Origin of the sequence: Paenibacillus sp. FSL R10-2734 (genome assembly GCF_037963865.1) — a bacterium.
GTDB lineage: Bacteria > Bacillota > Bacilli > Paenibacillales > Paenibacillaceae > Paenibacillus_AQ.
In genome coordinates this window covers 1,655,325-1,681,067 of record NZ_CP150170.1, presented here as the reverse complement: position 1 = coordinate 1,681,067, position 25,743 = coordinate 1,655,325, and the positions used below count along the sequence as shown (strand labels likewise).

The 25,743-nt window shown below is 44.5% G+C and carries 17 protein-coding genes; 4 read left to right on the top strand and 13 right to left on the bottom strand.

Going from position 1 to position 25,743, the window contains the following annotated elements; all coding sequences use genetic code 11:
• Window positions 1–17: 17 nt before the first annotated feature.
• The 8 genes from NSS67_RS07465 to NSS67_RS07430 form a co-directional block, all read right to left on the bottom strand.
• Window positions 18–755: a glycosyltransferase gene (locus tag NSS67_RS07465; RefSeq protein WP_339318962.1), complete on the bottom strand. Its 738-nt coding sequence runs from the start codon at window positions 753–755 to the stop codon at window positions 18–20.
• Window positions 752–1,954, bottom strand: coding sequence for a hypothetical protein (locus tag NSS67_RS07460; protein ID WP_339318961.1), 1,203 nt, complete (start codon window positions 1,952–1,954; stop codon window positions 752–754). Before NSS67_RS07460 ends, NSS67_RS07465 begins: the two co-directional genes overlap by 4 nt.
• Complete coding sequence (locus NSS67_RS07455) at window positions 1,951–3,417, bottom strand: hypothetical protein (protein ID WP_339318960.1); 1,467 nt, start codon at window positions 3,415–3,417, stop codon at window positions 1,951–1,953. The genes NSS67_RS07460 and NSS67_RS07455 overlap by 4 nt, the downstream gene beginning before the upstream one ends.
• A 69-nt stretch (window positions 3,418–3,486) precedes the next feature.
• A complete protein-coding gene (gene yunB, locus NSS67_RS07450) occupies window positions 3,487–4,374 on the bottom strand; it encodes a sporulation protein YunB (protein WP_339320531.1) in 888 nt (295 codons plus the stop codon).
• A 345-nt stretch (window positions 4,375–4,719) separates the two neighbouring features.
• Window positions 4,720–5,331: a VTT domain-containing protein gene (locus NSS67_RS07445; RefSeq protein WP_339318959.1), complete on the bottom strand. Its 612-nt coding sequence runs from the start codon at window positions 5,329–5,331 to the stop codon at window positions 4,720–4,722.
• A 254-nt stretch (window positions 5,332–5,585) separates the two neighbouring features.
• On the bottom strand, window positions 5,586–6,455 hold the full coding sequence (locus tag NSS67_RS07440; protein WP_339318958.1) for a glycine betaine ABC transporter substrate-binding protein: 870 nt from the start codon (window positions 6,453–6,455) through the stop codon (window positions 5,586–5,588).
• A 13-nt stretch (window positions 6,456–6,468) separates the two neighbouring features.
• Window positions 6,469–7,302 (bottom strand): proline/glycine betaine ABC transporter permease, encoded by an 834-nt coding sequence (locus NSS67_RS07435; RefSeq protein ID WP_339318957.1) that lies wholly within the window; start codon window positions 7,300–7,302, stop codon window positions 6,469–6,471.
• On the bottom strand, window positions 7,302–8,498 hold the full coding sequence (locus NSS67_RS07430) for a glycine betaine/L-proline ABC transporter ATP-binding protein (protein WP_339318956.1): 1,197 nt from the start codon (window positions 8,496–8,498) through the stop codon (window positions 7,302–7,304). Before NSS67_RS07430 ends, NSS67_RS07435 begins: the two co-directional genes overlap by 1 nt.
• A gap of 258 nt (window positions 8,499–8,756) precedes the next feature.
• Here NSS67_RS07430 and NSS67_RS07425 point away from each other — a divergent pair, with 258 nt between their 5' ends.
• Both NSS67_RS07425 and NSS67_RS07420 read left to right on the top strand, forming a co-directional pair.
• Window positions 8,757–9,317 (top strand): GbsR/MarR family transcriptional regulator, encoded by a 561-nt coding sequence (locus tag NSS67_RS07425; RefSeq protein WP_339318955.1) that lies wholly within the window; start codon window positions 8,757–8,759, stop codon window positions 9,315–9,317.
• Between the two features lie 297 nt (window positions 9,318–9,614).
• A complete protein-coding gene (locus tag NSS67_RS07420; RefSeq protein ID WP_339318954.1) occupies window positions 9,615–10,631 on the top strand; it encodes a LacI family DNA-binding transcriptional regulator in 1,017 nt (338 codons plus the stop codon).
• A 103-nt stretch (window positions 10,632–10,734) separates the two neighbouring features.
• Here NSS67_RS07420 and NSS67_RS07415 read toward each other — a convergent pair whose 3' ends face one another.
• The 3 genes from NSS67_RS07415 to NSS67_RS07405 all read right to left on the bottom strand — a co-directional run bounded on the left by NSS67_RS07415 (window position 10,735) and on the right by NSS67_RS07405 (window position 20,591).
• The gene (locus NSS67_RS07415; RefSeq protein WP_339318953.1) at window positions 10,735–18,252 is read right to left on the bottom strand and encodes an S-layer homology domain-containing protein; all 7,518 of its coding nucleotides are present in this window, start codon (window positions 18,250–18,252) and stop codon (window positions 10,735–10,737) included.
• 502 nt (window positions 18,253–18,754) lie between these two features.
• Complete coding sequence (locus NSS67_RS07410; RefSeq protein WP_339318952.1) at window positions 18,755–19,765, bottom strand: ketoacyl-ACP synthase III; 1,011 nt, start codon at window positions 19,763–19,765, stop codon at window positions 18,755–18,757.
• Between the two features lie 133 nt (window positions 19,766–19,898).
• Window positions 19,899–20,591, bottom strand: a complete 693-nt coding sequence (locus NSS67_RS07405; protein WP_339318951.1) for a hypothetical protein — start codon at window positions 20,589–20,591, stop codon at window positions 19,899–19,901.
• A 299-nt stretch (window positions 20,592–20,890) separates the two neighbouring features.
• Between NSS67_RS07405 and NSS67_RS07400 the strand changes: the two genes are divergently transcribed.
• A complete protein-coding gene (locus NSS67_RS07400) occupies window positions 20,891–21,028 on the top strand; it encodes a hypothetical protein (protein WP_339318950.1) in 138 nt (45 codons plus the stop codon).
• A gap of 551 nt (window positions 21,029–21,579) precedes the next feature.
• Here the strand turns inward: NSS67_RS07400 and NSS67_RS07395 are convergent.
• On the bottom strand, window positions 21,580–23,010 hold the full coding sequence (locus NSS67_RS07395; RefSeq protein ID WP_339318949.1) for an MATE family efflux transporter: 1,431 nt from the start codon (window positions 23,008–23,010) through the stop codon (window positions 21,580–21,582).
• Window positions 23,011–23,138: 128 nt separating this feature from the next.
• On the opposite strand from NSS67_RS07395, the gene NSS67_RS07390 reads away from it, so the two are divergent.
• Entirely contained in the window at window positions 23,139–24,020 is an 882-nt protein-coding gene (locus tag NSS67_RS07390) for an AraC family transcriptional regulator (RefSeq protein WP_339318948.1), read from the top strand.
• Window positions 24,021–24,083: 63 nt separating this feature from the next.
• Here NSS67_RS07390 and NSS67_RS07385 read toward each other — a convergent pair whose 3' ends face one another.
• Window positions 24,084–25,691, bottom strand: coding sequence for an extracellular solute-binding protein (locus NSS67_RS07385; RefSeq protein ID WP_339320530.1), 1,608 nt, complete (start codon window positions 25,689–25,691; stop codon window positions 24,084–24,086).
• Window positions 25,692–25,743 lie beyond the last annotated feature (52 nt).

Genomic DNA, 25,743 nt, shown 5'->3' with positions numbered 1-25,743 from the left:
GCTGGCAGATTCAAATTTCAAGGTTCTTCCTTCCACTCCACCAAATGGGGCTGCTCATCTAGAATGGACTCGTACTGCTCCAGACTCCCCCAGCGTCCCTCTGGATCAAGGTTCATATAACGCGAGTATTTAAGTCGAAGCTCTTCAGGCGAAACCGCCCATCCATAATGCTTCACTCGCAATTCGGCAAGAAAGCCCGGCAATACAGAGTAGGAAATCGGGAGCCTAGGCACATGATGATCCATTTCCGGAAAAAAATAATGAAAATTCGGTAAATATCGGACTAGTGTACGGGTATGCTTCGTATGGATATTCCAGTGCTCATCTTCACGATAATGGGTCGTGCCACCCCAGAAATCAAATAACCGGAAGGATACCCAGTCATACACATCCTGATCAATAAGCCGTCTCATCTCCCGTTTAGCCGCTTCTTCATAGAACTCATCTGCGTCCACAGACAGAAGCCAATCCGGATTCGTAGATACTGCCAAATTCCATAACGTCTGCCTTAGCTCCCACTCACGATTAAACAAAGAGGTCTCCAGTGTCACAAGCTTCGTCACCTTAGCAAAAGAACGACATAACTGTGCCGTATGATCTGTACTTCCATCATCTACAATCACAATATCATCTACGAACTCACTCAGTTCTTCAAGCACCTGCTCCAAATACCTTCCTGCCTCATTCCGAACCTGCATCATAGCGGTCAAGCGGTTACCTGCTGTTTTGCGGAGAGGCCATCTATGACTACTCATCCCTCCACTCTCCTTTTCAATCGTCTTATAGCCTCTTCTAGATCCGCCATCTCTGATAAAAGCGGCCACGCCTGATTGTCTTGCCCCGCCGCATTCAAGAAGCTGCGGATAGCCTCATGTCGTCTGCCATGCAGTAAGTGTATTGTGCCTTCTATAACCCCATCAACACTTCCTTCCAGTTCACGTTGAAGCTCAAGTGCCTTCTCCCATTGGAAGGTTCGAATATAATTCTGAATCAGCAGTAGCTTCGCCTCCGAGGTGGTGAGTGAGCTTAGAATCCGTACTGCCGAGGCCTCATCCTCATTCAAGCGGAACAGCTCTGCTCGCACAAGCTGGTACTGCTCGGAGTGAAACCAGCCCTGCAGCCTTTCCGCCTCCCGCTGCTCTTCAGCCGTAAATGCCGTAATCGTATACTGCTGAACGGCCGTTTCCAAATTCCCTGTCTTGACCTCTATAGCCGAAAAGAAGCGAAAATGTGAATGGAGACAATCCAGATATTCATACAGCACCATGAGCTCAAAGGATTGCACCAAATACCGATTTGCTGCAGAATCCCCCAACAAATATAAATAGGAAGCTGCCAAGTAATGTACAACAGGTTGACTGGGCAGCTTAGAGCACATGGAAATGTAGTAATCTGCCCGCAGCTCAAGCTGGACAGTAACCCAATCAGTAGCTAGAATAGTCGGATCCTGCCACAAGCTTTCCAACGCCTTACTCCACAGCACCTCATAATCCGTAAGAAAATACAGCCTATCTCCTTGACGGGTGATTCCATAGGACTCCTGCTGATCCCCGCCGAGATAGATCACACCACCCCTGCGTAAGCTCTGCTCTAGATATATCCGTTCGGATCGGGATGCTACAAGGTCGGCCTTTGCGCCAAGCAAGCCGCTGTATTTATCCCATAACAGCTTATTTTCTTCTTCCGGACAGCGTTCTAACAGTACCACTACATATGCTGCCTGCAAGGAAAGAACGTCCGAGAGCCAATAGGGGGAAGAGACAAGAAGCGTGTATTGCTTCGCCTTTAGAGAATAAATATCTGTAGCCTCAACTGCCATGATCTGACTATTAGCCTGCTGTTCGCGAGTCATTCGTCCAGCAAAGCAGACCTCTTCCCGATCGGGAAGAAGCTCTAACAATCTTTTATATTCGTAGTCCTCCCAAGAACCTCCGCTTAGAATTAAATATTTCATGGGCGTGCCCCCTTGGAATCGGACAAATCCCCGATATAACCTATTATTAGAGAGGCTTTAGGGTAAAGCTGCAATTGACCTGAAGTAGACTTCCTGCGGCTAATAACTCCAGGCACAATCCCTCCCCTGTAAGCAACTCGTTCTAGAGGAAGAGTGACCGCTGAATCTCCCCCTGCAAGCAAATGAACCCCTGCTTCCTCCATTTCAGTGGATAAACTGACGATCAGATCTGCAGAGCCTTGGGTTATGGCCTTCACCACCCGCTCAATATAACGTTTCTCATACAGGATGGACGTAGACAAATACAGAATGATCTCACTCTCATATAATACAGATGCATTCTTTAACGCCTGTAGCCATGCGTCCTCACCACGCACCGTAATCACTACATCAGATTCGTTAATCGGCAACTCAGAAGCAGCATCTACTAAAGTGTCTCTGATCCAAATCCAGCGAATATTCTTGTAGCTCTGCTGCTCCTGCGCAACTACCCATTGCTGCTTCAGCTCATCACAATCCCTAGCTTCATCCAAATACACAATCGCCGTTACCAAAGGACTAGCCAAGAGCGCCTTACCTAGTGGTATAAACGACTGTGGAGAGTTAAAGGATTCGCTAGGTGGCACTAAATGTGCTTCGTTATCCTGACTGTTTTGCTGAATGTCCTCAAGTGCCCATTTCTTGCTGTATATCTGCCAGCCATCCGACTGTTTGGATTCGTCCTTTGTTCTCAGATATTTATCCAATGAGTGAATAGCATGAACATACACAGCGTCACTCAGTGCCAGTTTCGCACCACTCTGCCGCGCTCTGAGACACCAATCAGCAATCATGAGATACCGCGCTTGAAGCGAAGCGTCAAAACCACCGATACGATGAATCAATTCCTTAGTGAATAGAAGACAAGAACCAGTTAGCACTTCCACCTCGCGCCATTCGCCTTGGTGCCGTCCAAGGCTGTAGCTTACATGAGCAGCTAATTCAAGATGTGTACCGAAGTGAAGGCGTTTCTTTCCTGCCCCTCTCTCAGTAGAAGAACGCGGGGCAACAACTCTAACGGAAGGATCATCGAAGGAAGCCCACATTAACTCGCTTAACCAGCCAGGTGATACCATAATCGAATCTTCAAGCAGAACAGCAAAAGTGGTCTCGATATGGACCAAAGCCTGGTTGGGCATATACTCATCCTTCACATAGGGTAGGAGGATCACTGGCTCCTCCGGTGAGAGCTGCCTAGCTAATACCTCCGTGGGGAAATCGGGAGTCATTGAAACAGCAATAATGCGCACAGCCGTTCCCGAGTGGAGCAGCAGTAAGGGTAAACAAACCGTGGCACATTCCAGGCGACTAAGCTCAACTACAATAGTAATCCCATCTTTACTAGGCAAGGGAAGAAGTCCGGTACGTTCTAGGAAACCATATCTCCCTGCCAAGCGTTCCACATTCAGCGATTCATGTGACATTAGGACTCACACTCCATTTATTCAAAGCTATGCTACCTATAGTCTATGAGGGGTGGAGTACGATATCCCTTAATTTCCTCCATTTACACCTTTGTCACCTTCTTCTGGTGCTACACCTGTATTCGAAGAATTGGTTGCAGCTGGTGACTGGTTGCTATCCTCCTGGCTATTCCCAGTTGTATCCTTGCTCTGATCCGATACTCCGTTCTTATCCCCGCTTACTGAAGGGGCTGGAATAGCAATCCCTGGGGCACTACTTCCATTATCTCCGACAGGCTGACCCTGATTATCGTAATAATACATAGGCACGTCTCCGACGACCATCAGATAAGACACAGGAATTTCCGTATCCACTACTTGGGGTTCCATGTCAAAGGGGATGACCACCGCGACCTCCGTCACAATATGGATATAGACCTCCACTAGAATCATATTGATTCCGGCATTTTGCTGGCGAGTGCTGAGTTCAACCTTAACAGCACCTTGCGGTTCAATCTTGATCGGAATATCTGGCCCATAAGAGGCGATGAGAGGACTACCAAGTGCCTGACCGAGCGGAATATATTCTGTCTGATTATGCAAATCCTGCAGAGTAGTCTGGATCACCTCTGCTGCTTGTGAAGTAATACGCATATGCTCTGCATAGTTAAGCATAAAGCCTGATATTTTCCCGTTCTTATCGGTCTTCCAATCAATCAGTTCCTCCGCATTTCCTCCATTTGCAACTTGTGAAGTAATCGCCTTGTTTATCGACTCTGTAGCGATTTGCTTCACACGAATTTGAGCTAAATGCAAGATAGGCGGCTTCATGTGCAGCTCCACATATCGAAATGCCTGTAGCACAAGCACTATTAATACTAAGGATGTAATCAGCCAAAATTTACGCCGGCTTCTTGGCTTGCGCGTGTTCCCATTGGAAACAGTTATCTTGCCTTCTGCCCTGCTCGATAACCTCATACGGCTTCTGCTCCGCTTGGCTTCAAACCGTGCATTTTGTGGTTTTGCCGCTGCTCTGCTAGGTTTTGACTTGAACGCGGAGCTTCTCCCAGAGAACCTCGGCATCCCGCCACCATTTATTTTTGGCAGCCGAAGTTGACCTAGATCAGGTAGTCTCAGCCCTCGGTTCCCCCATCTTTTTAATCTACCCATTGCGATAGTCCCTCCCACCATACGTAGAGGTCAAGCCACCTCCACTTAGTTTAAGGTATTCGGAAAGTAGACAAAAAAGAAGAACGTTCCCTCCGGCGGATGATGCCAAAGAAACGTTCTTCTTTCATTAGAAAATAAATTAAAAATATATAATTAGTGCATTCTACTCCGTTTATCTTCCTGCAAATGGTCCCAGTGACGCCGTATGAAGATACCGATTAGAATAGCGATAAACACAGCATACCAAGTAATATAACCATTCCACTCTTCCCTAGGGACGATTAAGCTTGATCCGATCGTACCGAATAACCAAATGTAAGACATATTCCCAAGCACAGTTCCCCAAATAAACGATGATGCTTTAATTGGCGAAACCGCGGACATAAAATTGATTATATTGTTCGGAATAATAGGAATCGTACGAAGTAGCACCAAAGTCCATATTCCATATCGGTCTAAGTAGCGCTGCCATTTGTCATACCTTTTCAGCTTGGACCTCCATTTTCGATCAAACCAATTGTATAGGTATCTCCGAATGAGGAAATACATCAGTATTCCACCCAGATTACAAGCCAGCCAACTGATCAGCATACCTCCAATAACGTTAAAGACAGACACATGGAGGACAATCAGAATGACAAACGGAAAGAATCCTAATATACTCTGCAAAAGCGCCAATGGAATCGTCACAAATAAAATAGAGGGTCCACTAAGGCCAAGCGTTTGCAGCAGCCAATCTATCCAGGTGTTTATGGTCTCTGTCATGAAGCAGTCTCCTCTCTTGACTCCTTGCAGCAGCTGCCTCCTGATTTACTTCGCTAAAGCATAAGTGTAAGCATTAAAATATAAGAAAAGCACATATATTACTTTGCTTATATTCCCAAGAAAAACACCCCTTCCGGGGTGTTTTATTGAATGAGTTGCTTATGAAGTGCATTTGTAAAGAACAGTGGTTAGCGTACAAGTTACACTTTTGTAATCCATTGATTCTTCACATCATACCACAGAATTCTATCTACTTACAATTCTACACCTTGTGTCCATGCATTCACTTTATCTGGGTTGTTCTCAACCCAAGTCTTAGCAGCTTCTTCCGGTGACTTCCCACCTTGAACCTCAACCATTACTTTTGCCATATCTTCAGCTGTCCACTCAAATTGATCCAAGAATTTATAGACATTTGGCATGTCATCTTTCAGACCTTGGCGAACCATAGTATGGATTTGCTCGTCCGCACCGTATACGCCTTTTGGATCTTCCAGATATTTCAGGTCCATATTGGCGAACATCCAGTGTGGTGTCCAACCCGTTACAACGATAGGTTCTTTGTTGTCATAAGCCTTTTGCAGCTCCTGAGCCATCGCTGCCGATGAACTTTCAAGAAGTGTATAATCATTAAGACCATATTCTGTTATAGCCTTTTCCGTTGTCGTCATAATACCAGCACCCGGCTCAATCCCGATAATTCGATTGCTCAATGTTCCTGCCAGGTCACTGTTCTTCAAGTCTTCAATAGAATTGATATCCATGTAAGCTGGAACAGCCAAACCAACTTTAGTCCCGTTCAAATTAGGCCCTAAATCTTCGATTTTCGAACCATACTTCTCTAAATAAGCGGCATGCGTGCTTGGTAACCAAGCAGCAACCATAGCATCCGCACTACCGTCAGCAATGCCTGCCCACATTGGGCCTGCATCCACCTGCAGCATTTCAACTGTAGCTCCAAGCTTAGTTTCAAGTACTTCTTTAACTACATAAGTACTTGCAATTTCCGAATCCCATGCCACATAAGCCAGTTTTACTTTTCCATTACTTGCAGATGAACATCCGGCTATAACAGTAAATATCATGATCACTAAAAGAAACAAACCTATATTTTTTTTCTTCATATATTTATAACCCCTATCTCTGTTTTGGTTTTAGTGCGTTCTGTGTCAAACGGTCGAGTAGAATAGCGATAATAACGATAGCAATTCCCGCCTCGAACCCATCCCCCGTCTTCGCCTGTGATACCGCACGGTATACATAGGCACCTACACCTTGTGCACCAATCATAGATGAGATAACAACCATCGAGAGTGACAACATAATCGTCTGATTGACGCCTGCCATAATCGTTGGCAGAGCAATCGGCAACTGCAATTTAACCAGTTTCTGAGTAGGTGTTGAACCAAAAGCATCGGCTGCTTCTACCAGCTCCTCTGAAACTTGACGAATACCGAGATTGGTCAAACGAATCGTTGGTGGAATCGCAAAAATAATCGATGCAATTACACCTGGAACTACGCCAAGTGAGAAAAATGATACTGCTGGCAATAAATATACAAACGCCGGCATCGTCTGCATAAAGTCCAAAATAGGCGTAACTGTATTTCTAACCGCATTTCGCTGCGCACATAGAATACCAATCGGTACGCCGATCAATACAGCCAATATCGAGGCGGTTAGAACAAGGGCCAATGATTGCATTGAAGGTCCCCATAATCCGAGATTATCGATTAAGAGCAGTCCGATTACCGCAAATAATGCCATGCGCCATTTCCCAATCCAATAAGACAGCGCTGCAATAAGAACGATAAGCACTAATGCAGGCAGGAATGTGAGCGCACCTTCAATCCCAGAAACCATCCCACCGATAATCGTAGCGATAAAGTCGAACAAAGGGCCACAATACGTCGTTAGCCAGTTTTCCAACCACTCGAGTGCCTTTCCTAAAGGCAGTTTTGGAATGTCCATTAAGATCCTTCTCCTTCCGGTACCGCGTTACCCGCGAGTGCGGAAAGAACGGCTCCCTTAATCACAATGCCTTTTAATTTATCCGCTTCATCTACGACGGCTACTGGCAAATGTGTCTCAGATATTAATTCAAAGAAATCATTGAGCAGCGTTTCTGGATATACACGAGGAATCTCCCGCCGCGTAACCTCTAAGATAGATTTATTATCTTTTAGTGCCTGTGCTGCATCCTCAGCTGTAATAACACCCAGGAGCTTATTTTCTTTGTCTACCACATACAGGCTGAAAATACCGCTGTCCCGCATTAATTGCAGTGCTACACGTGGTCCGCGCTCAGGTCTAACGGTTTCCGCTTGACGCATCACATGAGCTGCTGTCAACACTTTAGACAGATCCACATCCTCAACGAACCGCTCTACATATTTATTGGCAGGTTGAATGAGAATCTCTTCCGGTGTACCAATCTGCACGATAACACCGTCCTTCATCAGTGCAATCCGATCACCAATCCGCAAAGCTTCGTCTAGATCATGAGTGATGAACACAATGGTCTTCTTCACTCTGGACTGCAATTCCAGCAGCTCCTGCTGCATATCTTTACGAATAAGCGGATCCAGTGCACTAAATGCTTCGTCCATGAGCAGGATATCAGGGTCATTAGCAAGTCCTCTTGCTAACCCCACACGCTGCTGCATCCCTCCGCTGAGTTGATCCGGGCGATGGTTCTCCCAGCCCTTTAGACCAACTAGATGCAATGCCTCCATAGCCCGTTCAGTTCTCTTATTTTTATCTACGCCCTGAACCTCAAGTCCGTATTCCGCATTCTTCAGTACCGTTCGGTGTGGAAATAATGCGAACTTCTGAAACACCATACCGATGTTCTTGCGCCGAAATTGCCGCAGCTCCTCCGGGTTCATTTTGACGACGTCTTTTCCTTTAAAAAGGACTTGTCCCCCTGTAGGCTCAATCAAACGGTTCAACAAACGAACCAACGTTGACTTACCGCTGCCGGACAATCCCATAATGACGAATATTTCTCCTTCTTCAATGCTGAATTCGGCTTTGTTGACTCCGACTGTCAACTTTAATTCCTGAGCAATCTTTTCCTTTGACCACCCTTGCTCTAACAATGGAATCGCCCGTCCCGCATCATGACCGAATACTTTGGTTAGCTTTTTCACCTCTATAATAGCCATGCCGTCCTCCTTCTCCGAAGTTTCATCCGGGTTTAGTTCACTTATAGTAGTGTACCGGACTATTGAAAATTCATGCAAACACCGTATACGGATAAAATTTAGTGTACAGTTTTAACTTTACGTACTTTACGTATGGAATACTCTGTTTTACACCAAATTCCTTTCATCATGATTTCTTTACTTCTGGAGGGGGATTTGATTACAATACATTGTATAAGGTTGCAGCAGTCTATCGACCTATTCCTCAGGAGGGACATCATGAACGATTTAGAAGGGTTAACGCCCGAACAAATAGAGAAGATTAGTAAATCCCGTGAACGTGTGATAGACTCCATCGGTAAAAATATGGATCTATACGGTATCACCTTATCTATTGGGCATTTATACGGTTATATGTATTTCAATCAAGGTCCAGTGACACTGGATGAGCTTAGCAAAACAATGGGAATGAGTAAGACGTCCATGAGTACGGGAGTCCGTACCCTCCTAGATCTGAAAATGATCGATAAAGTTTGGGGGAGAGGGACTCGCAAAGACCTGTTCACCACTGTACCTGACTGGCATCAGAACTTCAGCGATTACTTCTCTATTAAATGGAGAAAAGCCGTCGAAGGAAATATGATCTCACTAGCGAAATCACTAGCAGAAATTAACGATATGAAAAAAGAGTACAATGACGATAGTAAACTTATGCAGCTCTTAAATAATGATGAAGAAAAGATAACCGAATCCATTAATTACTACCGCTGGTTGCTGAAATTAATAGAATCATTTGAAAATGGTAAGATCTTCGAATTTATTCCTAAAGAAGAATCTTAGTTCCAAGCAAAAAAACGACAGTGCTCCTGTAAAAAGGAAAACACTGCCGTTTTTTTTGTGCTGCTGTGAGACTCTTTTTTCGCTCTAAACCTCAATCTACGAAAATTCCCATAAAATATTTCGGAAATATCTCTACGTAATAAAAACCTTTCTGTTTGACTTGTTTCGGTAATAAGAATAGACTTAAAACAACTGATTTTTCTCTTCACTTTATTCAGAAAAAACCATAAATAACCGCTCTACTACAGTCTTTTCCCCATATTCCAACTATTAAGCGGAGGGTGGCTTATATTACATATGAATATCAAAATGATTGCCGAAATGGCAGGCGTTTCTGTCTCGACCGTTTCGAAAATTATGAATAATTACAGCGATGTTTCGGAAAAGACTAAACGAAGAGTCCTAGAGATCATCGAGCAAACAGGATATTCACCATCCAACTCCGCTAAGACACTTGCAACCAAGAAATCGAGTCTGATCGGTGTTATTTTTGCTGGTGAGCTTAATGTAGAATTTACACATCCTTTTTTCGTTGAGGTATTAAATTCCTTCAAGAAACAGATGGGTGTGCTAGGATATGATCTCATTTTCTTCTCCAACGAAAAATTTATTAGTGGTGGAGATTACTTCGCGCGTTCTGTTCATTTTAATGTGGATGGTTGTGTCATAATATCTGGACAGAAGATGGAGCCAACGATCCGCGATTTAGATATGAGCAATATCCCTTGTATCGGAGTAGATCTCGAGTTAAAAGGGAAGAAGTCAGGCTTTGTCATGTCAGATAACTTCCAAATCTCATCCAAGGTTGTGGAGCATTTTTACCTTCTCGGCTATAGGGAACTTGGTTTTATAGGAAGTGCCGCGGATTCAGAAATTTCCAATCTACGGGAAGCAGGATATACCAAAGCTATCGAAAGCTTTGGCCTCCCTTTGAATCGAAGTTGGTTTGTCCATGGCGACGATTTCTTTGAGTCCAGCGGCTATACGGCTATGCAGCAACTAATTCAGAGTGGCAGTTTACCAAAGGCCATTTTTGCTGCCTCTGATTTACTGGCTTTAGGCGCCATTCGAGCCTTGAAAGAACATGGTCTTCGTGTCCCTGAGGATATCGCCATAATCGGCTGTGATGACATCGAAGCCTGTAAATATACTACTCCAAAACTGACTACCATCCGTCAAAATAAAGAACGTCTTGGCATTCTCGCTGCCCATATGCTCTATGACTTGATTAACAATCAGTCAGGCGGCGGTTCCTTCGTGGTAGAACCCCTATTGGTTGTACGCGAATCCTGCGGAAGCCAATTGAAGGCTTAGTGCATAACACTAATAAATCCCCTCAAAGTTAACAACCCCTTAGACCTCGATAAGAAGTCTAAGGCATTGTCTAACTTGAGGGGATTTTTCATGTGAAAAGCGGTTATTTCGCTAGTAAATTTGAAATACTCTGAGCTGCCTCGGCACGTGTTGTCATCGAATGTGGAAGGAAGCTACCATCTTGATGACCCGACAAAAGCTTAGCTTCTAGCGCACCCTGTACATAGGTTGTAGCCCAAGGACTAACCTTAGAAATATCATTAGTGGCATGGAATGTGCTTGATTCCAGCTTTACGCCCGTACGGAATGCATAGGCTCGTACCAGCATAGCCGCCATTTCCTCGCGGGTGATTTGTTGATTCGGGTCAAAGCGATCCTCAGATACACCTTGAATAATGCCTGCTTCAAAGGCCGCATTGACCGCTTCTTCATACCACGATCCTACGACTACATCTTGGAAAGAAGTAGGACGACTCGCAGTTAAGGATAGGGCTCTGCTTAGGAGAGCTGCGTATTCTGCTCTTGTGATGGCACCCGACGGGTTAAACTTATTATCGGATTGTCCCTTCACGATCTGTTTAGCAGTTAGTTCCTGAATAGTATTGTATGCCCAGTGACCTTCAGGTACATCATGATAGATGCTTTGGAACGAGAGAACAACGTATTGGCTAAAATGATTCAAATCTACGGAAAGACTGGTTTTAGACTGATTCATCGTACCCCCAAGATAAGTAAAGCTACCATTTTCCTCGATGCGATAAATTCCGGCTAGCGCTGGATTGGTTCCATCCAGAATCGGCAGTGTGATCTTCACGGGTACAGGGAATTGCTTAAGTGAATAGGTCTTACCAGCCGCATCTGACATAATTAATGAAAGGTCCATGATGTCACCTGCTCGTGAATACGGTGGTGCTATCGTCGTTTGATTAGATTGAATGGCTTCCATCTTCAGAAGAATCGTTGCTGTCTTCGCGGTTGATGGTAGAAGCTTACGAAGCTCGTTCAATACTTTGGACGACACGATGGCACGGACACCATTAGCTTGAACCTCTAGATCTCGGTTACCTATCTGATCGAGTTGATCGATCGGAATTATAACTTGATTCTTATCCGCCTGAAGCTGCAAGATGATGTTTCCTTCAGCGCTCTTCGTTAAGAGCTCATCAGGAATAGCAATCGCTCCCACTGGTAGCTCTGGCTTTACAACCACTGGTGTGGTAACACTTGATCCCGGCTTACCTCCTCCGGTTGATGGTGTTGTCGACGTATCTTTTTCGCGTATAACAGCAATCGTGTAGATCTGCTTGGTTCCATCTTGAGCTGTCACGGTTACGGTTATCAAATTAGTACCGACTTGTAATGCTCCACTGCCTGTTATCGCTACGTTGGCCATAGGATCCGCGACTGTATAGGTTACTCGCGTAACAGTGGTCGTGTAAGGTACCGTCAGTTCGTAGTTGTATTGCCCTGAGGTAAATCCACGAACCGTCATTCCGTTAATGCGAAGATCTACCAGATCTGCATTGTTTGAAGTTTCGGCTTCAGGTTGACGTGTAATTATGAGCGTGTAGATATTCTGTAATCCGTCTTGAGCAGTCACGGTAACCGTCACGACGTTTCTACCAACCTCAAGGGCACCACCACCTGTAATCTTAACTGCGGAAGTCAGGTCGTATGCCGAATAAGTAATATCCGTTACCGACATACTATAGGGAACGGTCACGTTATAGTTCAACGTATTGGGTGCAAACTCTGGCAGAGTTTCCCCGTTCATGCGTAGATCGGACAGCAGAATTTGGTTAGGCAATAATTCTGACTCACGGATGACGGTGATGGTATACATATTCGAGCTACCGTCTGGAGCTTGAACATGCACTTCCACAAGATTCTCTCCTACTTGCAGAGACTTACCACCCAAGATATTAACACTCAGTAAAGGATCAGCAACCTTATACGTGACCTCAGCGACCGAGACGTTATTCGGTACATGAACCACATAGTTCATTTGATCTGGTACGAAGCCGATCAACGATTGGCCATTCACCTGAAGATCTGCTAGTGTCGCCTGTGAGACCTGCTCCTCTTTAGTTGAAGCGGTCAAATTCGGCATCGTTTCATGCCCTTGTGCATCTGCAATCATCGCTTGCGTAATTTGTACAGCAGTGGCCTTTTCTTGCGGTGATACTCCTAGCTTAAGAATCGGAGCATCTGCTTGAATACCATTCGTTGAGGTTAGAATGATTCTTGTCACTCCATTAACCGCCTCTTTGCGCACAATCTTAACACCAGGCTGAGCCGGTTCAATCGATGAGAAGTTGAGATTATTGGAGTCTACGTTCAAATCGATGGCCGTCACATCTGAAGTCGCATTGTTGATCGATACTTCATAACCTTTGACCTTTTGTGTAGCAGCATCCACTACTTTAGTGAATTGTAAATCTGCAGCACCCGATTGTTTCTGTTCGGTCTGAGGTATGAACATACCGTCAATAACATGAGAATCTCCAATGGATGAATCCAAACCAAGTGCAGTTAGAACAATTGCAGCCAAGTCTCTTGTATTCCCACCTTGCAATAATTTTTCCTTCCCTACTTCGGTGGCTACCGTTCTACCATTCGCCGCGAAGAAGATCGTAGTAGCAAGGGGCTCATCTTGCCCGTGACTTGTTGCCATGCCCAAGGTTCCGTCTGCATTCTCCTTGCCTCCGCCATGGTCAGGCAGCATGAGAATGAGCGTGTCTTCCAGCAAATCATTGTTTTTTAAAGCATCATAAATGGTCTGAACATTCTTATCCGTCTTCTTCAATTGCTCATAGTACGACTTCGTATAGAATCCTTGACCGTGGCCAGCCCCATCCATATCATCCAATTGGAAGAAAATTAACGAGGTATCTTTCGCTTTGCCACTAGCTGCGTATTGAGTGAATGCCGCTGTGTCCGCTTCATCACTCATAGAATAGCCTTCGACACCAACAGAAGGTTCAATATGCCCCTGAACAATGTTACTCCATGTGGAGAATACGGTTTGTTTGGTAGCAGGCAGTGCCTCCCTAATTTTTTTGAATATCGTTGGATAATCCCATGTCTCGCTGTAAGTATAGGCTGCGGTATCGTCATTATATAGACCATGTTTCTCATAACCAACACCATTAATCATCGAGCCCCAGTTTGGAGACGAGCTGGAAGGTAACGTAGTTTTGGCCGTATAGCTAATAGCTCCATGCTCAATAATATTGCGAATGGCTGGAATTTGCAGTCGATCGCCTACCTTTTCTTTTTTGGAGCTTGGGCTCTCCCAATAAGGGGCGTCCTTAGAGACAGCTACGCCTCCGCCATCAATTCCTATGACAACTACACGTTTATAGGGTTGGTATTGGGCCTCAGCTGCAATATCTGCTAACTCTTTATCCGAGATGCCTTGCGCAAGTGCAAGATCACCTACCGTAACATAACCGTCCTCATTAAGATCTTCTGAAGCTTTGGCATGGATCTGAATAACGGCAGGCGCCGATTCAAATGCCTTAATCGAAAGTTTTGTTGATCCAGTATAGAAATCTACATTCTTAACTTCAATGATGCCTTTGCCGGAAGCAGCTAACGTATTAAATTTGAGCTCCGAGATTCTGGATTTGGCGTACTCCAGCGGGTTCCCGATATTATAGACATTCCCTCCCGGCAGTTCTAGTCGAACGATACCAGGTGTCGAAGTGTCTGTCTTCGTTGCACGCGATGCGCTGACAAATTCGAATTGTTCTGGATCATAGGCAATCTCAACGACAGCTTTATCCACTTTAGTCGTCATGTCAGGTGTACGCAGATCTAGGTTATATCGGAATTGCGTACCTTGAACCGTATGCTTAGCTCCGATCAGACTTAATGAACCTGAAAAATCCTCAATAGAAGCAAGCGGCGGAGCACTGTTATACATATTAGAAACTTCTTGCGCTGTTAATGTTCTTCCAAACATATGAAGCTCATCAAGCTGCACTTGTAGCGCATTGCTGTAATTGCCTGTACCATCATTGCCGATCATGGTTGACAGTCCGGTATCCAGCGTACCTGTTCGACCTGCAATGGTCATGGTGCTTGCGATCCCTTGATAGTTCGTGCCATTAACTTTGGTCACATTTACAGGAAGACCATCTTTATAAAAATCAACTCGTCCTGAAGCACGGTCATGCGATATCGCGATATGATGCCAGGTGCCATCTACAACATTTGGAATTTGGGCATCTGCACGCGATTCGCCGGATGTATTGAAGTTCCATTGGAGCGAACTTCCCTTCAGCGCTAAAGCATAACCTACATTTGCCCCAGAATCCCAGTTCTTGTTGGATAGAATCGCAGGGTCTCCGGAGATAGACGGCGATTTAACCCAGAAAGCGAACGAGAAGTTCTTGTCCTTGCCGAATTTTAGACTTGTTGGCTTGCCAAGATCAACATATTGCAGAGCTGTACTCTTGGAATCAATACTCAAGGCTTGTCCGACACGACCTTTCACGAACTGTGGGTCTCTAACCGGTGTGGCCGGTATAGTATTTACAGATTGATCATCCAAATTATTTTCGAAGGACATCTGTAAAAGTGTATCCGCTGGAAGAACTGAGCTGCCGGTAAAATCGATCTCGCTCATACTGGTGAATAAAGCGGTTGGGTTATAGGTACTCGTGACAACAAATTTCACATATCTACCTTGTATCGCTTTATCCAGCACGTTGAAATCTTGATAGCTCGTGCCTTTCCAGGTTTTCTGGAATGTGCCGATCGCTTTGTTCGCCGGATTACTCAGGTACGCCGGGTCGGTCAAATCCGATAACTGATCTGAGGCATAGAGCTCAAAATCCTTCGGAAATTCCAGAGCCGTCTGACTTAAGCGGCTAGTGCGCCCAATACCCGTTAAGAGCTTGCTACCTTTCATGTCGATAATCACCCAATGTGGGAACGAAGCGACAGGATCTTGCCATTTGGAATGCCAAATCGTAGCCGTGTCATTATCTAGGATGCTCGCTGCATAGGCATTTTCATTGTCCGCATAAGAACTGAAGGAGTCGATCGTAAACGCGTTCTTAGGGATATAGGAATATATCGCTGCCTTCTGAATTTTTAGGTAGACCCATTGCAGCTCGACATAAGCAAGATCAATTTCGGTTGGGCTATTGCTCGCCGTCAATTGTCTGGCTATCTGAAGTTGCTTGGTAAGCTCGTCCAACTGGTCTTTCGGGTAAGATACACCAATGACTTTATTACTATTCTCTTGGTAAGATGTTGCGTCATTAATCAATGTGCTGAGCTGTTCAATGGTATAGAGCTGAATGTCCTTATATGAGTCCGACAATGCCTTCGTTTCCGTGGCTGTGAGGGATCTCTTCCAGATTTTCAGATCATCTAAGGTTATAGTTGCTCCTCCATTACCTTTATTACCATCCACACCAATCAGCGTGTTAAAGGTTGTATCTACGCTTTGGGTACCAAGCGTTGCGATGCTTTTCGATGCTTTCTCTATCCCATCTACATAGACCTTTGCTAGGTTATTAGTTCTGTCTGCTGTAATGGTAAAAAGATGCCACTCTGTTCCTACACTTGATGCTGCAATATCAGTTCTTTTCGATCCATCACTGATATTTAAGGTCATACCATTTGTGGATGCAGGGCCAATATACCAACCCACGTTACCCCCACTATTCCAGTTTTTATTGGAAATGATGGTCTGATCCCCTGAAAGATTGCCTTTATGCCAGAAAGACACAGTGAAGCTTCCTGCACCGAATTTCAGATCATCTCGCTTGCCCAAATCAATATAATTGCTATTGCCCGCTGCAATTAGCGCAGCTTTCTTGGATTTGCCATCAACATACGTTACATTGCCTGCTAAACTTGCAATTCCAGTTACGTCTTTAGCGTCATCAGATAGGTTTCCGTCCAATTTCATATCAACAACTAAGTCTTTCCACATGGTCGATGGATCGATTGGTGTCAGCTCAGGTGCTGTATTGCCGGCAGTGAACGATTGTTCTAGGGTTGCAGAGCGATTCCCGTAGGCATCAACAGCCGTCACTTGAACAATGTACGAAGTTTGAGGCGCAAGTCCTTCGAGTGGAATATTCATTGCGTTCGGAATCGGGGAAAAGTAGTAGTCAGAGAATACATTAACGGATTTGCTGCTGACTCCAGACCTTTTATCGATGACATTGATTTCATAATGATGCATGGATTGATCATCTTTCGCTTGCTTAAAGGAAAGTAAAGGTACCGTACCTTGATTCGTTATATTGAGTTCGCTATTGAATACAGGAGCAACCTTATTACGGTTGGCCGTCGTGTATCTGAAATTGCTCTTAATCACCTCATTCGTCGAGCCTTGTAGCTGAATGACCCACTTGTCTCCAGCGACTGTTCCCGCGCTGTTGAATGGAGGTTGGGGACTAGCCGTCCATTGTCCTTCTGTGTAGATATCTCCGGGATCCGCATTAAATGCAATTCGATCCACTTCAACCCGATCAGCGTACACCTCAATGAAGTCGGCCTGACTGACAGGAAATTCAAAACGTCCCTCAAGTCCCTTCTTCGTCACTTGGGAATAACCGCGATCAGATTCAATATAAGACATGGAGCCGAGGTTGACTGAAGTAAAATCCTTCTGGTAGATGGAGCGATCATCGTTAATATTCAGGTGGGAATGTCCTGAAAGTGTGATCACTTGTGGATAGTCTTTGAGATCTGTATAGAGATTAGGATTCGATGCCTGTTGCCCATCCATTACCGTATTCGATATAGGCTGGTGTACATTCACGAAGATAGGTGTATTCCGATTCTTCGGATCAGCCGTGAGCTCTGCAAGTCTACCTTTTAACCAATTACGCTGGCCTGTATCTGAATTGTAGTTATTTCCATTTAAGAATAAGAAATGATAACCACCGATTTCAGATTCATAATAGCCATTCGGTTGGCTCGTGAACCAATCCACAGGATAATGTTCGTTTACTTTCGCAACTGTGGAATCATGGTTGCCTATAGCCATCCGGATCTGTGTGTTGTTCCACTGCTTTCTAGCTATATTCTCTTGGAAAATTTCTCGAACCATCACGTGATCATTGGGCTTATCGTTACCATTATCATTAATCATATCGCCAACGACGAGAATCGCATCCGGGTTCGGGAAAATCGACCCTATGGTATCAAAGAACTGGGTATAGCGTGCATCTGCTGAAGCATGTGAGCCTACATGTACGTCAGACATCGCTACGAACTGGAGCAATGGCTTTTCTTTGGTCTTGATAATATAAGAGAAGGTTACACCTTTACTAGCCACACCATCTTTGATTGCAATTGCAGATAAATTCGTTGTTTTGGAAATGGAGATCGGTCCGCTATACTTCAAACTATTAACATCCGGAAGCGTACCGTCGAGTGTATAGTAAATGTCAGCATTCTGCGTTGCAGTAGTGAGTTGGATCGTCTGTGCTTCTTCATATCGACCGGTTGGTACAGAAGTCGTTGGTTTATCTACAGATAGAACCACGGATTCATCAGCTGCAAACACAGGGGTGATATTTGGCATCGTGGAACAAACTACTGTGAGTGCCAGTAATAATGCAACAAATTTCCTACCTTTTCTGAACAAAATCATCTCTCCCAAACATTATTTTATAGTTTTGAATAACATTAGAACTCTGTGGCGACAGAAAAGATAGATCCTCTTACATCGGGTATATTCGATAGTCCCTCCCTTCTTCATACAAATCAAAGTACCCCCATCCTGTTTTGTGGTAGAACGGCGTCTGTTGTGTTTATTGTAGGTATGGATTATTTGCCTAGCATTAAATATCTGTAAAATTTAAAAGATGCATCCAAAGATAGTGGTCTGGGTCAAAACGCCTAACTCAATCCCAAAAGATGCCTAACAGATGCGAAACATCTGCACAATACCATCCTAATACATGCATAACAGCATCCTAATACATGCATAACAGCATCCTAATACATGCATAACAGCATCCTAACATATGCATAATATCTGCCTAAAAATACTTCTAGTAATGAAAAAAAACGACCATTCCTCGGAAAAATACCGAGAAACGGTCGCAGCTTAACTATCTTTTATTATTTATGTTTACTTGAACAACTCACAATAAAGTTGGCTCTCCTACCCGTTCATCCAAGTTCAGCTCTACTAGTTGACCCGCCTGTGTCAATCCCGCACCAAAGCCATACATCAGAATCTTTTGCCCATTCTGTACTTTGCCCTCCCGAATCCCCAAATCAAGTGCTAAGGGAATCGTGGCAGCAGAAGTGTTGCCAAAATTCACAAGACTATGCAGCACTCGCTCCATCGGATAGTTCAACCGCTCGCAAATCGGCTCAATCATCCGCATATTCGCGCTGTGCGGAATAAACCAGTCCACTTGATCTAAACTCACTTTCGCTTGTTCAAGCAGCTGCTGCACACCATGAGGAACGGTTCTGACTGCCCAGCGAAACACCTCGCGCCCATTCTGCACCAGCATCTGAGTATCTACTAATTCAATATTGTTTACAGTATGAGCTAGACCTGTGCGATACACATGATGTGCCCCACCGCCATCGCTAGCTAGATGAAAGCCCAAAAACCCCGTCGATTGCTCATCAATCTCCACAAGCACTGCTCCGGCTCCATCACCAAAAAGGATACAGGTACTACGATCAGTGTAATCTGTAATCTTGGAAATTGTATCTGCACCAATTACTAGAACCTTACGATGCATTCCTGAAGCAACATAGCTATGAGCCGTATGTAGTGCATATACAAAACCCGCACACGCCGCACTCAAATCCATAGCTCCAGCTGTCTGCGGAATATTTAAGCGATCTTGAATCAAAGAAGCTACAGAGGGAAATGAGAAATCAGGTGTACTAGTAGCTACTAGAACCATATCCACATCCTGAACGCTTTTTCCATAACGTTTCATTAAATCTTGCACTGCGGCTACACATAAATCACTTGTGTATTCATCCTGTCGACTAATTCTGCGTTCATGAATTCCGGTCCGCTGAACAATCCACTCATTATTAGTATCCACCATCTGCTCTAGATCAGCATTCGTCAGTCTTTTTGCCGGGACATAAGTTCCGATAGCTGTAATTTTTGCACCTGTCATTCCAATCACCTCTTCATTCAGTATCTAATATTAGTACTTGGTACTAATTATAACTCTACTCCCGCTATAAAGTAAAGAAAGCCGGTACAGCATCCTCGCTTCCCGGCACTTCCATTCCATTTTCCGAACACACTTAAGCACGTTTTACTTTGCGGTGTTTTCTTTTTCTGACGAACAATAAAATCATAGTAATTATAACCACCACTAGGATGATTAACACGATCACTACATTCCATACATTCGGCACATAGACCTGCATTTTGATCGGCTCTGTATCCCCTAGTGTAACATTCCAGGTAACTGTTCTGCCTTCATCAACAACTGCATTATTATCACCAATTAAATCTATGGGCAACGTTAGTTTAAAATCAAATGCTAAGTTCTTCAGCACCGCCCGAATAATCGGCTTCGATATACTCAGCGTCCCCATATTATCCATGATGGTGTCCATATAACTATTAAATTGAGGCTGCGCCTCAACATCATATGTGGTATATAACCAATTCTCTTTGGTATTCAGCTGTAGATCCACAATATCCAGCCCCATAGAGGTTGAACGTATATCCCCAAATGAAGCGTAACTTTTCTGGATTTGATAGACTGTAGATTTTCCTTCTTGTCTTTTTTCTAGTTGAATCCCTTCAGCCTTCAGTTTATCTGTTAGGCTTTTCTCCATTTTATCGCTGATCAATGCTTCTGTTCGGGAATCCAATTTCACATTCATTGCCAGATCTACGCTTTGATTCTTATTCACCGTGACGTGAACCGTACCATTAGAGCATCCCGATATTAGTATCATCATTAAGAGCAGTGCTAGGATCGACAAGCCTCTCCATTTTAACGGCATTTTCCTCAAACCCTTCAGTAGTATGTATTATTGAAATAGCTACCCATGCTCTAAAGGCTAACTCATTTTTATTATAGAATCAAACTCTATATGAATGAATAACCAAATTTCAGAACCAGCAAAATCAAACTTTATACTCGCACAAAAAAGAGGCTAACCCCTAAGTAATAATTTACTAATGAGGTAGCCTCTCTCAAAAAAATCACCCAACACCCACAGCTCGGTGGGAGATTGCGCATCAGGTGGGGATTGGTGCTTGGTGCTTGGAGTGCTCTGTGATGCTTAGGGTGCTTGGGGTGCTTGGGGTGCTTGGGGTGCTTGGGGTGCTTGGGGTGCTTGGGGTGCTTGGGGTGCTTGATGTTACTTGCAGCTCTCAAAGTTGCTATCGGACTCCAGAGTCGCTATTTACGAAATAACGCCTCTTTTGGACAACTATCGGACTTCAGAGACACTATCGGCGCAAAATGACATCATTATGGGCAATTTTTCGAGGAATAACGCCTCTCCTGTCCGAAACTATTCAAAAAAGCCTCTAAATCGGCAAATAGCTGCATCTGAGTCCCAAAGCATACTGTTCCGAAGTAACAAAAGTATAATGTACTAAACCAAACGGTTAAATTCGCTCAATGTTACTTAGCCGATCGATGTTACTTGCAGCTCTCAAAGTTGCTATCGGACTCCAGAGTCGCTATTTTCGAAAAAACGCCTCTTTTAGACAACTATCGGACCCCAGAGACACTATCGGCGCAAAATGACATCATTTTGGGCAATTTTTCGAGGAATAACGCCTCTCCTGTCCGAAACTATTCAAAAAAGGCTCTTAATCGGCAAATAGCTGCATCTGAGTCCGAAAGCACGTCGCCTTTCAGCAAACACACTACGCTGCCGCAACAAAATGCTACTCAACAAACAACGTCCACTCTAAAAGAACTCCATTGCCCACCAGGGTGGGCTTATAGCGTCTCGCTTATGTAGTTAACGAAGCGCTTCTTTTCCCGGCTCCATGTAGCGAGGCATTCTCTTTACTCAAACCGATATCCGCCTGACGGAGAACTTTTCTCCCTCTCCAACGCATAAGAACAAGTATGTCTCTCACAAATTCATCAGCAATCATACAGCAGTAGATACCAATAAGCCCCCAGCCTAAGCTGATTCCAAACCAATAGGAGCAACCCACTCCAATAATGGACATAGACACGATAGAAGTATACATCGTATAGCGGGTATCGCCGATGGCGTTCAGCGCATTACCCATGGCCATGTTCAGCATTTTGCAAGGTTGTAGTAGGAGATTTAGAGCCAACAGGGAAATCCCAATAGCAATAATCCGTGGGTCGGAAGTGAAATAGCCTAACAGGTTCCTGCCGAAAAGAAATAGCAGTAGCATGTTTGCTGATACAATGGCCAAACCGATATACAGCGTGCGATATGCACTACGATAAGCCTCTTTCAATTTGCCTGCCCCGAACAAATGCGCGATCTGTATCTGTCCAGCCAGAGCGATTGCATAACCTAACGTGAAGCAAAAGGACTCTAAGGTATTGAGATAAGTCCGTGCGGCTAACGCTTCAGCCCCCAGTGCGGCTAGAAAGGAATAGACAATTAACTGAGAGAACACCCAGCAGGAAGAATTAATTCCTAGAGGCCAAGCAATCTTTATAATTTCCTTGAACAGCTTGCCGTTGAATATACGGAAATCTCTAAGTCTAATCTTAATCTCGAAAGACTGTCTAAACATGGTATACAGCATGATCACTCCGACCAGTCTACTGATAATACTTGAGATCGCAATTCCCGCAAGCCCTAGCTGTGGCAGACCGAACACCCCGAATATAAAAATATAGTTCAGAATAATATGGATGACATTAATAATGATCCCTGTGTACATCGGTCCTCTGGTGTTCCCTGTATTACGGATCGCTGTGCCTAGGGAAGCAATCATCCCTACCAAAAACAGACCGCCGCCGACATACGAAATATAGACATTGGACAGTGATAGTAGCTCAGGCGATATATTAAGCATCCCCGCTATTGGACCCGCATAGAAGAATAGGATGATACTTACGACAATACCAAGGATGAGACTGACCGATACGCCCATAATAGCGATCGTACGCGCCTCGCCGAAACGTTTTGAACCCATTCTTTGCGCGATCAAGATACCCGCTCCGCCCGCAAAAGTGGTAAAGAGTGTGGTCAATGCACCAAACAATTGATTGGAAATGCCGACTACGGCGACTGCATCGTCAGAAATACGGCTAACCATGAGCGTATCCACCGTACCTAGCAGGGTCTGAAGAAACACCTCTATAAATATAGGCCAAGCCAATACCCATAGTCCAAAGCCCTGTCTTTCTTTTTTCACTAAACAAACCCTCCTCTTAAAGCAAACATACATACTGGACCTGAGAAACAGCCTCCAATTTCTTTAGGTCAGACTAAATTATAGATGATATACTTTTGATGATGGTACAGATTTCAAACCAATAATTTCATTATTCCAACCTCAATAAAAAGGAGTACCTCATGAATATTTTAAAATTCACAGTCCCGCCAATGCTCTACTATATCGTTAGTGGATTGCACACCTTCTCACCAGGTCATTACCATATGAGTCGCCACAATATCAGGGTGTTCGATTTACTTGTAGTCAAGCAGGGCTGCCTATATATGAGTGAAGGAGGTCTCAGCTTTCAGGTACGGGCAGGTCAGGCACTGCTTCTTCGTCCAGATAGCCATCATTTTAGTACGGACAGCTGTAAGGAACTCACCTCTTATTATTGGCTGCATTTTCAGACCGTAGGTGATTGGAATATCTCTGAGGCTACGGCTACTTCACCAGAGGCAGAAAACGGAAGAGCAGAGCACCCTCTTCATTCTGACGAATTTAATATACGAACTTTCACCTTACAGCTGCCCCAATATACCACTCTGCTACAACCGTCCAAGATGGAAGAACTGCTCTCGCAGCTGAATCAATTAGTGCCTAATTCCCATTTGAGTGATACTCCATTTCAGCAGCAGTTGCTATTCCAAGAGGTTCTTCAGCAGCTATCCGCTTCCCTGAACCATGCACGCCCCTCTCCTTCCAAAATATGTGCAGAGCAAGCTGCATCCTATCTGCGCAATCATTTCCGTGAGCACATCACAGCAAAGCAGCTTGGGGAGAGTCTGAACTTTCACCCTGTATATATCGCTCGCTGCATGAAAAAGGAGTACGGCTGTGCACCAATGGATTACCTGCTGCACTACCGGATTCAGCAGAGTAAACTGTTGCTAATGCAGACCAGTTACACGATTGCTCGGATTGCCGAGGAGGTCGGCTTCAATCAGGCACCTTACTTCAGCTCCAGCTTCGTACGCATAGAGGGAACCACTCCGCGGGAATTCCGCCAACGCTTCTCGTAGTAGAAATAAAAAAGGATGTTCCCCCGCCTTTACGGCTTAAGGAACATCCCTTGCTCTTCTTTATTACAGACCTTTCTCCTGTACGTAAGCATTCCATTGCTTGATATATTCCGTTTGGATTTTCTCAAGGCCAGCCTGCTTAGCCTTCTCCATAAAGGTGACTATACCCGCATCAACATCCTCTACCAATCCAGCTTGCAGTGGATACAGGTATTGTTTCTCTACCTGCTCCAGCGCCGCTTTTTCAGCCTGATAAGAGGTGTAATCTTCTGCAAATCCTGTGAAGATATCCGGCTTCTGAATCTTATCAAGCTCAGCGAAAATCTCTTTGACGCCATCATAGGATTTGTCGAATATCATAAATTCCGGGTTCCGCCATGCCCAGCCATTCATCCCTTCACGAGTGAAACCGTTCTTAGAAGCGTCTCCAATAAGCTCATAATAACCGTCTGCATCAACCTTATAATTTTTTCCTTCAACACCGTATTGCGTCAACTGATTATAACGTTTATCCATAACCATCTTCTCATAGAATGCTAATGCACGTTCCGGGTTTTTGCTGTTCTTAGGAATGGAAAACCCATTATGAATGGGATGAACCGGAGTGGCGTAACCAATCATTTTACCATAAGGATAGTAACCCAGCTCCCAATCCGGATGTGCAGCTTTCAATTTCATCAGAGTATCGTTAAAGCGAGTCGGGTTATCTGCGAAGATAGTTGCCGCTTTACCCACAATAAGCGGATCCTGAATAGTGTCCTTCACGTTCAATACATTTTTAGAGATTAAGCCTTTTTCCTGCCAGCGTCTCATGGTCAGCAGTTCTTCTTTATGTTCATCCGAGCCCCAATATTGATAAGCTTTCGAAGGATCACTGTATTTGATTCCGATACCATAAGGCAACGGGCCTCCGACCATCGCGTTAAGTGAAGTGTAGGCATCATGCAGATTCTCTCTCACATTACTGTTAAGAGATAACGGCAACATCTTCGGTTCATTCTTCTTTATCCCTTCCATATAAGCTTCATAACTGGCCAAATCTGTCGGCTGAGGCAGATTGTATTTCTTGCGCAGATCCTCACGCCATACAAAACCATTCGTTACATATTCCTTATAAGTCGCGGGTACGGTGTAAATCTTACCATTAATCTTAACTGCCTCCCACATATCCTGCGGTACAAATTGCTGGAGCGTTGGGGCAGCCGTCGGCAGCAGATCATCGATAGCCAAAAAAGCTCCTTTTTTAGCGTAAGCTTGATACTGTGTCCAGTCCGCAGTAAAGATCAAATCAATCGATTGACCAGAGGACAGCAGCAATTTGTACTTCTGATCCCAATCTGTCCAAGTTGTATAGTTGAATTTAACGGTAGCATTCAGATCCTCTTCAGCCATCTTGTTAATTTCCGCTTCAATGCTCGAAAGATCCTTAGGGGCATCGCCCAGCATATAGAATTGCAGTTCAACCTTCTTAGATGTATCCAGGCCCGTTTTCTCCTCTGTCCCAACGTTGGTACTCTTGGCTGTATTCCCCCCGTTGTTGCTCTCTTTTACTGCTGCATTCTCCTTGTTCGCAGAATTGGAATTTCCCCCACAGCCCGCCAGCAGAGTCAAGCTCAGTACTGACGTAAGCAGAATAGACATGCTTTTGCCTCGTAGTTTGTTCATCTGAATCCTCCCTTTTCACTATGCTTCTATGTTAGCCGACTTTACCTAAGCCTGGTTA